Source organism: Streptomyces sp. NPDC006430, assembly GCF_040612395.1.
Classification (GTDB): Bacteria; Actinomycetota; Actinomycetes; order Streptomycetales; family Streptomycetaceae; genus Streptomyces.
The window spans coordinates 113,852-126,162 of sequence record NZ_JBEXQA010000020.1; the positions used below are offsets into that span (position 1 = coordinate 113,852).

The window sequence follows — 12,311 nt, forward strand, 5'->3', positions numbered from 1 at the left end:
CCGAGCGCCTGGGCCCGACCCCCGAAGGGGGCCGGGCCCAGGCGCGTGCGAGGTCTGTTGCGTCCTACCCGCCGGGCGGGAGCCGGACTAGCGGGAGCCCGACTAGCGGGAGCCCACGATGCGGCCGGTGACCTCGCCGAGGCCGATGCGGGTGCCTTCGGGGCCCGGGGCCCACGCGGTGAGGGTGACCGTGTCGCCGTCCTCCAGGAAGGTGCGCTTGCCGTCGGTGAGCTCGATGGCGTCGCGCCCGTTCCAGGTCAGTTCCAGCAGCGAGCCGCGCTGGCCGACCTCGGGGCCGCTGACCGTGCCGGAGCCGTACACGTCCCCGGTGCGCAGGGAGGCGCCGTTGACCGTCATGTGCGCGAGCTGCTGGGCGGCGGTCCAGTACATCGACGCGAACGGAGGCTGCGCGACCTCCTGCCCGTTGATGGAGACGGTGATGTGCAGGTCGAAGCCGCCGGGCCGGTCGGCGTCGGCGTCGTCGAGGTAGGGCAGCAGCGGGAAGTCGCGGGCCGGCGGGGCGACACGGGCCGCCTCCAGGGCCTCCAGCGGGGTCACCCAGGCGGAGACGGAGGTGGCGAAGGACTTGCCGAGGAAGGGGCCCAGCGGCACGTACTCCCAGGCCTGGATGTCCCGCGCCGACCAGTCGTTGAGCAGGAACAGCCCGAAGACGTGGTCCTCGAACTCGGCCAGCGGCACCGGGCGGCCCAGCTCGGAGGGGGTGCCGACGACGAAGCCGACCTCGGCCTCGATGTCGAGCTTGACGGACGGGCCGAAGACGGGCGCCGGGTCGGTGGGCGCCTTGCGCTGTCCGGAGGGGCGGACGACGTCGGTTCCCGAGACCACGATGGTGCCGGAACGGCCGTGGTAACCGATCGGCAGGTGCTTCCAGTTGGGGGTGAGGGCGTCCCCGTCCGGGCGGAAGATCTTGCCGACGTTGGTGGCGTGGTGCTCGCTCGCGTAGAAGTCGACGTAGTCGGCGACCTCGTACGGCAGGTGCAGGGTGACGGCGTCGAGCGGGACCAGGTGCGGTTCGACCGTCTCGCGGTGGCCGGGGTCGGTCACCCAGGCCGTCAGCGCGCGGCGCACGTCGCGCCAGGCGGTGCGACCGGCGGCCAGCAGCGGGTTGAGCGAGGACTGTCCGAGCAGCGCGGCGTACGGGGAACCGAGCGCGACCGCGGCCGCCCCCGCGTCGAGCACGTGTCCGCCGAGGCGCACGCCGATGCGCCGGCGCGGGTTCTCGGAGGTGGAGAAGACGCCGTACGGGAGGTTGTGCGGCCCGAACGGGTCGCCCTCGGGGACATCGAGGGGGCTCTGCTGGGGCATGGGGTACTGCCTCGCTTTCGATGCGGTCCGGGGGTGTCCCGGGGGCTGGTCGATACGTTACGTGGCTGGTGGGACCTGCGGGAGACGGGATTCGGGCGCTATTTGTAGGACTTGTCCAAAGGGGTCCGTATCCTTGCGCCGTGACTTCCGCCCCGCCTTCGGCCCTCCCTTTCGCCTTGATCGCCACTGACCTGGACGGGACGCTGCTGCGTGCCGGAGACACCGTCTCGGCCCGCTCGTACGCGGCGCTCGCGACAGCGCGCGCCGCCGGCGCCCAGCACATCATCGTCACCGGACGCCCGGTCCCGCAGGTCCGGCACGTCCTGGACGACCTCGGCTACACAGGGCTCGCGGTGTGCGGGCAGGGCGCGCAGGTGTACGACACGGCGGACGCGCGGCTGTTGCACTCCGTCGTGCTGGACCGGGACCTGGCGGACGTGGCGCTCGGGAAGATCGAGGCGGAGATCGGCGAGGTGTACGCGGCGGTCAACCAGGAGGGGGTGGACGCCGAGATGTTGATAGGGCCGGGCTACCGGATGTGGCACCCCCACCTCCCGACGGTCCGGGTCCCGCGGCGCTCGGACCTCTGGGCGGCCCCGATCAACAAGGTCCTGCTCCAGCACCCGGAGCTGGACGACGACGAGCTGACGCGCATCGCCCGTTCGGTGGTGGGAGACCTGGTGAACGTGACGATGGCGGGGGAGCACACGGTGGAGCTCCAGCCGCCGGGCGTCAGCAAGGCGAGCGGACTGGCGCTGGCTGCGGAGGCCATGGGCGTCGGGCCGGCGAGGACGATCGCCTTCGGCGACATGCCGAACGACATCCCGATGTTCGCGTGGGCGGCGCACGGGGTGGCGATGGCCAACGCCCACCGCGAGTTGGTGGCGGTGGCCGACGAGCTGACGCTCTCGAACGAGGAGGACGGCATCGCGGTGGTCCTGGAGCGACTGTTCGACTAACCGCTGCCAGCCCCCTCGCCGGGCCGGGCCCTCGTCGGGCCGGTGGTCGCCGCCGCTGCTGTCGCTGCTGTCGCTGCTGTCGCTGCCGGGCCGGTGCCGCTGCCGGGCCGCTGCCGGTGCCGGTGCCGGTGCCTTTGCCGGGCTGCTGGCGCTGGCGCTTGCGGGCGCTGGCGCTATTGCGGGGGCGGGGCCGGAGGGGGTGGTTCAGCCCGCCGCGCGGGGCAGCCGGCGCTCCCACGTGCGGTGGAAGACGATCTCGTCGCCCTCGCGGCACACCAGCTCGTCGGAGGTGAGGAAACCCCCCTCGTCGCACGTGATCTCCGAGCGGGTCTCCACCCGGGTGTCCCACGCGAGCTCGGGGCGGTGGAGCCGGATCCGCCAGTCCGAGCGGGTCCGGGCCGACAGCGGGTCCGCCGAGGCGATCTCGTACACCTCCAGCGCTTCCTCGGTGGACTCCAGTCCGTCCGGATACACCCGCGTCCCCCCGTACCGCGGGTCCACCTCCAGCCGCCAGGTGCCGCGCGCCACGTCCCGTACGACCAGCCGCTGCGGCCTCGGCTCGTCCAGCGTGACCGGGAGGACGACCCCGAGCGGCGCCGACTGCTCCGGTTCCTCGAAGGTGATCCCCGCGTCCGTGGGGGCGGCCGAACGGGTCGGGAGGACCAGCGCGCTGCCCGCCGGGTCCAGGGTCCAGCCGGCCTCCGATCCGGCCCGCGGCCAGATCCACGGCCAGTACGCCGAGGACAGCGCGAGCCGGATCCGGTGTCCCGCCGCGAAGCGGTGCCCGATGCCGTTCAGCTCGAAGGCCACGTCCTCGTACGCGCCCACCGGCCAGGGAGCCGCCTTGTCCCGGCCCAGGCGGGCGGAGAGGTTGAGGGCGCCCCGGGTGACCAGCGTGGAGGAGCCGTCCGGCGCCACGTCGCACAGGCGGGCCACCACCTGGCCGTACGGGACGTCCATCCGGAGCCGGGCGGTCAGCTGGGGGCGGCCCAGAATCTCCACCGGCTCGCGCCCCACCGGGAACTCGAAGCACGCCGACTTCGCGTCCTCCTCCCGCTGGTCCGGAGGCAGGTCCGCCTCGTTGCCGAACGGGAAAAAGCGCCCCGCGTCGAGGCCCGTGTGCTGCGGCGACGCCACGGCCACCGGTGCGCCCTGGAATCCGTAGGTGACCGGGGTGACGGTCGGCGAGGGCCACTGCGCGTCCCCGACCCAGCGGCCCGGCAGCACCTCGTACGCCGTCGCCGGCGGATGAGACTCCGAGATCCAGGAGCGGAGCAGGGGCTCGGCCATCACCCCGTTGTCCGCGTCCTTCAGCCAGTGGTCCCACCACCGCAGGGTCTCCTGGAGGAAACCGATCGCCGGGCCCGGCGGCAGCCCGCGGTCCGGGTACTGGTGCGCCCACGGGCCGATGAGCCCGCGTACCCGGTCGGCGGGCAGGTGCGAGACCAGCCGCAGCACCGTGTCCCGGTACGGGTCGTGCCAGCCGCCCACCGCCAGCACGGCCGCGCCGATCGCCGCGTAGTCCTCGCAGACGCTGCCGTGGCGCCAGTAGTCGTCCCGGGTCTGGTGGGCCAGCCAGGTGTGGATCAGGGGCCCGACGGAGTCCAACCGGGCCAGCCACTGCTCCCGCCAGCCGTCGCCGACGAACAGCGGGTCCGGCGGTCGCGCGGCGAAGGCCAGCATGGTCGCGGCCCGCGCGTGCATGTCCACGGCCAGGACCGAGCCGCCCATGTAGTGCACGTCGTTGTCGTACCGGTCGTCCGTCGAGCAGACGGTGACCACCGCCTTCAGCGCCTCGGGCGCCAGCGCCGCGATCTGGAGGGAGTTCACGCCGCCCCAGGAGATCCCGAACATCCCCACCGACCCCGTGCACCACGGCTGCGCCGCCAGCCACTCCACCACCGCCACCCCGTCGGCCAGTTCCCGCGCGGAGTACTCGTCGCCGGGATCGCCCCCGCTGCACCCGTGGCCCCGTACGTCCACCCGTACCGACGCATAGCCGTGCCCCGCGTACCAGGGGTGGCGCTGCCAGTCGCGCGGGGCGGTCCAGTCCGTCAGCCGGTACGGCAGGTACTCCAGCAGCGCCGGGACCGGCGCGTCGGTCCGGGGGCGCCAGATCCTGGCGTACAGCTCCACGCCGTCGGCCATCGGGATGCGGACGTCCTCGTGCGCGGTCTCGTACGGGAACTCGGTACGGACGATCATGCGGGAGCCTCCACCATTCGGCTCAGTGGACGGGGTACACCGGGCGCGGGCGCGTCCATGGAGTCCGTACAAGAACAGACACCCCGGCTGTTTCACGCCTTAACGAACATACCGGTGCACATCGGGTACTGCGCGGGTGGCGACATGGCGGGCGCTCGCGGTGATCGAAAACAGACCGGATACGCTGGCTTGAGTGATGGCAGCGACACATCGACAATCCAGGTGATCGTCACCGTGATCGTCAGCAGACAGGAGTACCCCTCGTGACCGTCGTCGGGCCGTTCGGACTGAGCGTGCGGGACCAGGCTCTTGAGACCGATGTCCAGGCCGGACTGGCCGCCGTCGAGGCGGGTCTGCTGGAGGCCACCAAGAGCGAAGTCCCCTTCATCACCGAGGCCGCACAGCACCTGGTCAAGGCCGGCGGCAAGCGGTTCCGTCCGCTGCTGGTGATGCTCGCCTCCCGATTCGGCGACCCCTACGCGCCCGGGATCGTGCCCTCCGCGGTGGTCGTGGAACTCACCCACCTGGCGACGCTCTACCACGACGACGTCATGGACGAGGCCGAGGTGCGCCGCGGGGTGGCCAGCGCCAACGCCCGCTGGGGCAATTCGGTGGCCGTCCTGACGGGTGACTTCCTGTTCGCCCGCGCCTCGCACATCCTGGCGGACCTCGGGCCGGAGGCCGTACGCATCCAGGCCGAGGCCTTCGAGCGGCTGGTGACGGGCCAGATCCTGGAGACGGCGGGCCCGCGCGACGGCCGCGACCCCGTCGCGCACTACCTGGACGTCATGGCCGGCAAGACCAGCTCGCTGGTCGCCGTCTCCTGCCGCTTCGGCGCGCTCATGTCCGGCGCCGACGAGATGGTCATCGACATCCTCACCCAGTACGGGGAACGGCTGGGCCTCGCCTTCCAGCTGGCCGACGACGTCCTCGACATCGCCTCCGACTCGCACGAGTCCGGCAAGACCCCGGGGACCGACCTGCGCGAGGGCATCCCGACGCTGCCCGTACTGCGGCTGCGCGAGATGGCGGCTCAGGGCGGCGCCCCCGACGACCTGGAGCTCGTGGGCCTCCTGGACGGAGACTTGACCGACGACGCCCGGCACGCCGAGGTGCTCGCCAGGCTGCGGGTGCACCCCGCGCTGGAGCAGGCCCGCCGCGACACCATCCGGTACGCGGAGGACGCGCGGGCCATGCTCGCGCCGCTTCCGGAGTGCTTCGCGAAGTCGGCGCTGGAGGAGCTGTGCGACGCGGTGGTGCACCGCGCCGGCTAGGACGCGGCGGCCGGCACCGCCGGGCACGTCCGGTACGACCACGGCAGGGGCGAGGGCCCTGCGTCCCCTACGGGTGGGGGATGCAGGGCCCTCGTCGTGTCATCCCTGGGGCGTACGAGGAGTTGAGCCCGCGGGGTGACGCCCCGCCCCCCTGCCCTTTGGTCAGATAGAGGCACAACCCCACCAGTTCGGGTGACAAAGAGGTAGGGCAGACATGGCAACGAACGCAAAGACCCGCAAGGCCGCCCGGTACGCCGTACCGGTAGCGGTGGCGGGTGTGGCCGCCGCGACCGTGGCGATGGTCCCGGCCTTCGCGAACTCCGGCGGCCCGGTGCTGCCGCAGGTGACGGCCCAGCAGCTCATCGAGAAGGTCGCCGCCTCGGACGTGCAGCAGCTGTCCGGCAGCGCGAAGATCAGCACCGACCTGGGCCTGCCGTCCCTGGCGAGCGGCCTGCTCGGCGGCGGGGGCGTCTCCGGAGGCTCGGCCAACCCCGAGGACAAGGTCGCGCAGTTGGCGAACGGGACGCACACCGTGCGCGTCGCGGCCGACGGACCGGACCGCCAGAAGCTCACGTTCGTGGACGGCAAGGACGAGTACAGCCTCATCCACAACGGCGCCGACGTCTGGGGGTACGACACCAAGGCGAACGAGGTCTGGCACGAGAAGGACGCCGCGGCGGGCAGGGAAGCGGGCAAGGACCACAAGAAGACCGCCGACCGGCTGGCCGCCTCGCCCCAGCAGATGGCGCAGGACGTGCTGAAGGCCGCCGGCCCGACCACGGACGTCAGCGTGGGCGACACCGCCCAGGTCGCCGGCCGGGACGCGTACCAGCTGGTGCTGAAGCCGAAGCAGGCCGGATCCACGGTCGGCTCGGTCAAGATCGCGGTGGACGCCAAGACCGGTGTGCCGCTGCGCGTCCAGCTGCTGGCCGCCGAGGGCGGCAAGCCGATCGTCGACGCCGGCTTCACCAAGGTGGACTTCGCCAAGCCGTCCGCCGACACCTTCGCCTTCACCCCGCCCAAGGGCGCCAAGGTGACCGAGGGCGCGGCCGAGGCGGGCAAGGGCCGCGGCGACCACGACAAGCAGTGGAAGGGCCTGGAGTCCCTTCCCGGCTTCGGCGCCCTGACCGGCGGCGCGGGCGACAAGGGTGACGTGAAGGTGCTCGGTGAGGGCTGGGCGACCATCGCCCGGATCGACTCGGGCGCCGGGAAGAGCCTGAAGGACATCGAGAACGACAAGGACGCCCCCAAGCAGGCCAAGCAGTTCCTCGACTCCCTCGGCGGCAAGGTCACCGGCACCTTCGGCGAGGGCCGACTCTTCAAGACCCGCCTGGTCAACGCACTGATCACGGACGACGGCAAGGTCTACGTCGGTGCGGTCACCAAGGACGCACTGGTGAAGGCGGCCGACGCGAACAAGTAGGGGCAGGGGTACGGCTGTCCGAAGGGTGGGCGGGGACTGTGTCCCTGCCCACCCTTCTGCCGTTCCGGCCCTGCGTACAGCAGGTCCGCTGTACCGTGAAAAGCATGTCGAGACACGTCACCATCCGCCTGGACGAAGAGTTCCACGAGCGCCTGAAGGCGCGCGCGGCGGCACTGGGGACGACGGTCACCGCGCTGATCACCGAGGTGACGGAACGCGAGCTCGACGAGGACCGGAAGAACTTCCTCTCCGGCATCGAGGAGTTCGCCGACCACTGGGGCTACTTCCAGGAGCGGTTCGGCAATTGAAGATCACCATGGAGTGGGCCTGGACCGCCCTGGCCCACCACCTCCCGTCCGATCCCGCCGTGTGGGATCCCTCCGGGGTGGCCGCCGCGGTCGCCCGACACCAGAACGACCTCGTCCTGGTGCCCGAACAGCCCGCCCCGGACACCGCGTGGCGGGCCGCGGCGTTTCTGCACACCCTCGCGGTGTGCCCGGCGCTGGAATCGCCGATGAACGAGTTCTACGCGGCCGCCGCCACCCGCTCGTACCTGCGTGTGGCGGGAGCCAAACAACTGCCCTCGCCGGAGGAACTCGGCGATCTGGTGGAGGCGGCGAAGCTGGGCCGGGCGGACGTCTCCGCGGTCGCCGCGGAACTGCGGGCCCTGATCCGCGAGCCGCTGACGGTCCCGCCCCAGTCCCGCACCGAGGACACGCCCTGAGCAGGACGCGTCCTCGGGTACGCAGCACCCGACCCGTACGTGGCGGGTCTAGAAGGTGATCTTCCAGCTGTTGATGTAGCCGACGTCCTGGGCCGCCACGTCCTTGACCTGGAGCTTCCAGATTCCGTTGGCCACCTCGCTCGACGCGTCGACGGTGTACGTGGCCACCACGTTGTCCGCGGAGTCCGAGTTGGAGCCCTTCAGCCGGTACGCGGTGCCGTCCGGGGCGATCAGGTCGATCACCAGGTCACCGCGGTAGGTGTGGACGATGTTCACGTCCACCTTGGTGGTGGCCGGTGCGTTGCCGGTGACGCCGGAGACCGTGATCGGCGAGGTCACTGCGGCGCCGGGGGAGTCGGGGATGGTCACGTCCGTCGTGTTCTCGAAGGACGGGCCCGGCGGGACCGGGGTGGCTGCCCCGAGGTTCCATATCGCGTATGCGATGGCGTCGGAGTTGCGGTCCAGGGCGGTGTCGTTGATGTTCGCCATGGTGTCGCAGGAGGAGTGGTAGCAGCGGTCGAAGGCCTGCCCCGAGGTGCCGCCCCACTTCTGCGCCTGCGCTGCGGTCTTGGTGTAGTCGGCGCCGGAGAACAGGCCGCCGACCGGGATGCCGGCGTTCTTGAACGGGGCGTGGTCGGAACGGCCGTCGCCCTCGGTCTCGATCTCCGTCGGGATGTTCAGGCCCGCGAAGTAGGTCTTGAAGGTCTGCTCGATCGTCGGGTCGTCGTCGTAGACGAAGTAGCCCGGGTTCGGCGAGCCGATCATGTCGAAGTTCAGGTAGCCGGAGATCTTCGCCTTCTCGGCGCTCGGCAGGCTGTTCACGTAGTACTTCGACCCGACCAGGCCCAGCTCCTCCGCGCCCCACCAGCCGAAGCGCAGGTGCTTGGTGGGCTGGAGCTGTGCGCGCGAGACGGCCAGTGCGGTTTCCAGGACGGCGGCCGAGCCGGAACCGTTGTCGTTGATGCCCGGACCTGCGGTCACCGAATCCAGGTGCGATCCGGCCATCAGCACGGCGTTCGGGTCGCCGCCCGGCCAGTCGGCGATCAGGTTGTAGCCGGTGGCGCCGCTGCTGGTGAAGGTCTGCAGGGTGGTCGTGAAACCGGCCGCGTCCAGCTTGGCCTTCACGTAGTCGATCGAGGCCCTGTAGCCGGCCCTGCCGTGGGCGCGGTTGCCGCCGTTGTTGTTGGCGATGGTCTGGAACTGCGTCAGGTGCGCCTTGACGTTGGCCAGCGGGATGTCCGGCGGCGTCGGCGCCGCGGACGCCGCCGTGGGGGCGGCGAGGGCGGCGGGGGCGGTGGAGGCGAACAGGCCGGCGACCGCGAGTGCGGTCACGGCGGCAAGACGCCGGGAGACGGACAGGCTCATGTGGGGGACTCCGGAATTCCGTTGGGGATTGAACGGAACGTGCGGGGTGGAGCATGTGAGCGATAGCGCGTCAGTGCGAGCCTGATGTTCAGTGGAAGGGTGACTGTCCGTCAAGACCGAGATTCGGTCAGGGTGGTTCGGAAAGCGGACGATCCCCGCTACGGGTGTTCCGTAGCGGGGATCGCGGGGCTATGGGGGAGTGGCGCGGTGCTACGCCGGCTCGTGCGCCGGGGCCGTGACGGGCGCGGCGGTGCGGGCCGCTTCGAGCCGGGCCCGGGACTGCCGCGCCGTACGCAGTGCGTCCCAGGTCAGCACCGCGAGCGCGGCCCAGACCAGGGAGAACCCGGCCCAGCGCTCGGCGGGCATGGCCTCGTGGAAGTACAGGACGCCGAGTCCGAACTGGAACAGCGGAGCCATGTACTGGAGCAGTCCGAGGGTGGACAGCGGCACCCGGATCGCAGCCGCCCCGAAACACACCAGCGGGATCGCGGTGACCAGGCCGGTCGCGGCCAGCAGGGCGGAGTGCCCGAGGCCTTCTGTGGCGAAGCTCGACCGGCCCTGTGCACCGAGCCACAGCAGGTAGCCGAGGGCCGGCAGGAAGAGGAGCACGGTTTCGGCGGCCAGCGACTCGACCCCGCCCATGTTGAGCTTCTTCTTGATCAGACCGTACGCCGCGAAGGAGAAGGCCAGCACGAGCGAGATCCACGGCGGACGCCCGTACCCGATGGCGAGCACCAGCACGGCCGCGAGACCGATGCCGACCGCCGCCCATTGGGCACGGCGCAGCCGTTCACCGAGGACCAGTACGCCGATCGCGATGGTGACGAGCGGGTTGATGAAGTAGCCCAGGCTGGCCTCGACGACCGCCCCGTTGTTCACGGCCCAGATGTACAGGCCCCAGTTCACGGAGATCACCGAGGCGGCCAGCGCCGTCAGCCCGAGCTTGCGGGGCTGGGAGAGCAGCTCGCGTATCCAGCCCCAGCGGCGCATGGCCAGCAGGGCCATCCCGACCACGGCCAGTGACCACACCATGCGGTGGGCGAGGATCTCGACGGCCCCGGACGGTTTGAGCAGCGGCCAGAAGAGGGGGACCAGCCCCCACATCCCGTACGCGCCGAATCCGTAGAGCAAACCCGTGCGCTGCTCGTTCTCTGCCTTCACGGGGCCTCCAGTCGCAATCCAGCCAACGTGTTCGAAGGTAGCGCCGTACGCGTCAGATGTCATGCCCGTTTACCAGAGATACTCCTGACACTGCCGGGGGCTTGTGTGATCGGGGTCGTGCGGACTCACGCCAGGGCGGAGGCGATGGCGTGGGCCATCGGGGTCGTCGGACGACCGATGAGCCGGGACAGGTCGCCGCCGGTGTGGGCCAGCCGGCCGCGGGAGATCGCCGCGTCCACGTCGACGAGGAGCGCCGCGAAGCCTTCGGGGACCCCGGCGCCGGTCAGGATCGACAGGTGGGCGTCTGCCGGAATCTCGCTGTACGCGACCTCCTTGCCGGACTGCGCCGCGACCTCCGCCGCGTACTCCGCGAGGCTCCACGCGGTGTCGCCGGACAGCTCGTAGACCTGGTTCAAGTGGCCCTCGCCGGTCAGTACGGCAGCCGCGGCGGCTGCGTAGTCGGCCCGCGCCGCGGAGGCGATGCGGCCCTCGCCGGCGCTGCCCACGACCGCGCCGTGCTCCAGGGCGGTGGCCAGGTGGCCGGTGTAGTTCTCGTGGTACCAGCCGTTGCGCAGGAAGGTGTGGGGCAGACCGGAGTCGAGGATGGCCTGCTCGGTGACCTTGTGCTCGGCGGCCAGGTCGAAGTCGGCCTCGGGGCCGCCGAGGATTCCGGTGTACGCGAGCTGGGCGACGCCCGCGGCCTTCGCGGCCTCGATCACGGCGGTGTGCTGCGGCACGCGGCGTCCCACCTCGTTGCCCGAGATCAGCAGGACGCGGTCGCCGGAGCGGAAGGCCGCGGCCAGGGTCTCGGGGGCGTCGTAGTCGGCGATGCGCACCTCGACCCCGAGCTCGGCCAGGTCGGCGGCCTTCTCCTTGCTGCGGACGACGACGGCGACGCGCTCGGCGGGGACCTGCTTGAGCAGCTCCTCGACGACGAGGCGGCCGAGGGCTCCGGTGGCTCCGGTGACGACGATGCTCATGATGTGCGCTCCTTGCGTTCGGGGTGTGACACCACCCTAAAAGGAAGCGCTAACTGTTCGTAAGTACCCACTTCAAAGTAAGGTACTGGTGTGGAAGTAAGTAAGGAAGTCTCGGTCAAAGCCCCCATGTGCCCCTCGCGCGGGGTACTGGAGCACGTCACCAGCCGCTGGGGCGTCCTGGTCCTGGCCGCCCTCGTCGAGCGGTCGTACCGGTTCAGCGAATTGCGCCGCGAGGTGGGCGGCGTCAGCGAGAAGATGCTGGCCCAGACCCTGCAGACGCTGGAGCGTGACGGGTTCCTGCTGCGCGACGCCAAGCCCGTGATCCCGCCTCGGGTGGACTACTCGCTCACCGAGCTGGGGCGCGAGGCCGCCGAGCAGGTGTGGTCCCTCGCCCGCTGGACCGAACGCCGCACCGCCGACGTCCAGGCGGCACGCGCCGCGTACGACGAAGCCCGGAGCTCCTGAGGAACCCCGGGCTTCCCGCTCCTACGGGCGGCGCCAGGCACTAGCCGATGACCGTCCAGGTGTCGTTGCCGGTGAGGAGGGTGGCGAGGTCGCCCTTGCCCTTGGTGTCTACGGCGGCTTCCAGTTGGTCGGCCATGAGGGTGTCGTAGACGGGCCGGTCGATGCTGCGGAAGACGCCGATGGGGGTCTGGTGCAGGGTGTCGGGGTCGGCGAGGCGGGAGAGGGCGAAGGCGGTGGTGGGGCTGGTGTGGTGGGCGTCGTGGATCAGGATCCGGGAGGCGTTGTCGGGGGTGACGGTGACGACGTCGAGGTCGCCGGTGGTCGGGTTGCGGACGATGCCCTTGGTCAGGTCGGTGCCGAAGCGGATCGGTTGTCCGTGTTCGAGGCGGATGACGGCTTCTTGGGCGCGGTCCTTGTCCTTGAGGGCGT

General features: G+C 71.1%; 11 protein-coding genes and 1 pseudogene. 6 read left to right on the forward strand and 6 right to left on the reverse strand.

Translation table 11 applies throughout. The annotated features are described in order from the left end of the window. Positions 1-102: 102 nt before the first annotated feature. Positions 103-1,326: a fumarylacetoacetase gene (fahA, locus tag ABZZ20_RS25415; RefSeq protein WP_356873258.1), complete on the reverse strand. Its 1,224-nt coding sequence runs from the start codon at positions 1,324-1,326 to the stop codon at positions 103-105. Between the two features lie 140 nt (positions 1,327-1,466). Between fahA and ABZZ20_RS25420 the strand changes: the two genes are divergently transcribed. Next, positions 1,467-2,285, forward strand: coding sequence for an HAD family hydrolase (locus ABZZ20_RS25420; RefSeq protein WP_356873260.1), 819 nt, complete (start codon positions 1,467-1,469; stop codon positions 2,283-2,285). A gap of 204 nt (positions 2,286-2,489) precedes the next feature. Here the strand turns inward: ABZZ20_RS25420 and ABZZ20_RS25425 are convergent, their stop codons facing one another. Continuing rightward, a complete protein-coding gene (locus tag ABZZ20_RS25425; protein WP_356873262.1) occupies positions 2,490-4,490 on the reverse strand; it encodes a CocE/NonD family hydrolase in 2,001 nt (666 codons plus the stop codon). A 263-nt stretch (positions 4,491-4,753) separates the two neighbouring features. On the opposite strand from ABZZ20_RS25425, the gene ABZZ20_RS25430 reads away from it, so the two are divergent. From ABZZ20_RS25430 to ABZZ20_RS25445, 4 genes are all read left to right on the forward strand, one after another. Continuing rightward, positions 4,754-5,764, forward strand: coding sequence for a polyprenyl synthetase family protein (locus tag ABZZ20_RS25430; protein ID WP_356873264.1), 1,011 nt, complete (start codon positions 4,754-4,756; stop codon positions 5,762-5,764). Between the two features lie 214 nt (positions 5,765-5,978). After that, on the forward strand, positions 5,979-7,187 hold the full coding sequence (locus ABZZ20_RS25435) for a DUF2092 domain-containing protein (protein WP_356873265.1): 1,209 nt from the start codon (positions 5,979-5,981) through the stop codon (positions 7,185-7,187). Positions 7,188-7,291: 104 nt separating this feature from the next. After that, positions 7,292-7,495, forward strand: coding sequence for a ribbon-helix-helix domain-containing protein (locus ABZZ20_RS25440; protein ID WP_225884906.1), 204 nt, complete (start codon positions 7,292-7,294; stop codon positions 7,493-7,495). After that, the gene (locus ABZZ20_RS25445) at positions 7,492-7,911 is read left to right on the forward strand and encodes a hypothetical protein (RefSeq protein WP_356873268.1); all 420 of its coding nucleotides are present in this window, start codon (positions 7,492-7,494) and stop codon (positions 7,909-7,911) included. The genes ABZZ20_RS25440 and ABZZ20_RS25445 overlap by 4 nt, the downstream gene beginning before the upstream one ends. Positions 7,912-7,959: 48 nt before the next feature. On the opposite strand, the gene ABZZ20_RS25450 is transcribed toward ABZZ20_RS25445, so the two are convergent. The 3 genes from ABZZ20_RS25450 to ABZZ20_RS25460 form a co-directional block, all read right to left on the reverse strand. Beyond that, positions 7,960-9,276, reverse strand: a complete 1,317-nt coding sequence (locus ABZZ20_RS25450; RefSeq protein WP_356873270.1) for a M28 family metallopeptidase — start codon at positions 9,274-9,276, stop codon at positions 7,960-7,962. A 210-nt stretch (positions 9,277-9,486) separates the two neighbouring features. Continuing rightward, positions 9,487-10,437: an EamA family transporter RarD gene (gene rarD, locus ABZZ20_RS25455; RefSeq protein ID WP_356873272.1), complete on the reverse strand. Its 951-nt coding sequence runs from the start codon at positions 10,435-10,437 to the stop codon at positions 9,487-9,489. Between the two features lie 125 nt (positions 10,438-10,562). Next, the gene (locus ABZZ20_RS25460) at positions 10,563-11,417 is read right to left on the reverse strand and encodes an SDR family oxidoreductase (protein WP_356873274.1); all 855 of its coding nucleotides are present in this window, start codon (positions 11,415-11,417) and stop codon (positions 10,563-10,565) included. 126 nt (positions 11,418-11,543) lie between these two features. Between ABZZ20_RS25460 and ABZZ20_RS25465 the strand changes: the two genes are divergently transcribed. Next, positions 11,544-11,882, forward strand: coding sequence for a helix-turn-helix domain-containing protein (locus tag ABZZ20_RS25465; RefSeq protein WP_356873298.1), 339 nt, complete (start codon positions 11,544-11,546; stop codon positions 11,880-11,882). Positions 11,883-11,922: 40 nt separating this feature from the next. Here ABZZ20_RS25465 and ABZZ20_RS25470 read toward each other — a convergent pair. Beyond that, a pseudogene (locus ABZZ20_RS25470) lies at positions 11,923-12,311 on the reverse strand (2-oxoacid:ferredoxin oxidoreductase subunit beta); the annotation flags it as partial.

Excerpts from the sequence above, each read along its gene's own strand:
- fahA (WP_356873258.1), bottom strand. The coding sequence starts at position 1,326 with ATGCCCCAGCAGAGCCCCCTCGATGTCCCCGAGGGCGACCCGTTCGGG.
- ABZZ20_RS25425 (WP_356873262.1), bottom strand. The coding sequence starts at position 4,490 with ATGATCGTCCGTACCGAGTTCCCGTACGAGACCGCGCACGAGGACGTC.
- ABZZ20_RS25435 (WP_356873265.1), top strand. The coding sequence starts at position 5,979 with ATGGCAACGAACGCAAAGACCCGCAAGGCCGCCCGGTACGCCGTACCG.
- ABZZ20_RS25440 (WP_225884906.1), top strand. The coding sequence starts at position 7,292 with ATGTCGAGACACGTCACCATCCGCCTGGACGAAGAGTTCCACGAGCGC.
- ABZZ20_RS25450 (WP_356873270.1), bottom strand. The coding sequence starts at position 9,276 with ATGAGCCTGTCCGTCTCCCGGCGTCTTGCCGCCGTGACCGCACTCGCG.
- ABZZ20_RS25460 (WP_356873274.1), bottom strand. The coding sequence starts at position 11,417 with ATGAGCATCGTCGTCACCGGAGCCACCGGAGCCCTCGGCCGCCTCGTC.
- ABZZ20_RS25465 (WP_356873298.1), top strand. The coding sequence starts at position 11,544 with ATGTGCCCCTCGCGCGGGGTACTGGAGCACGTCACCAGCCGCTGGGGC.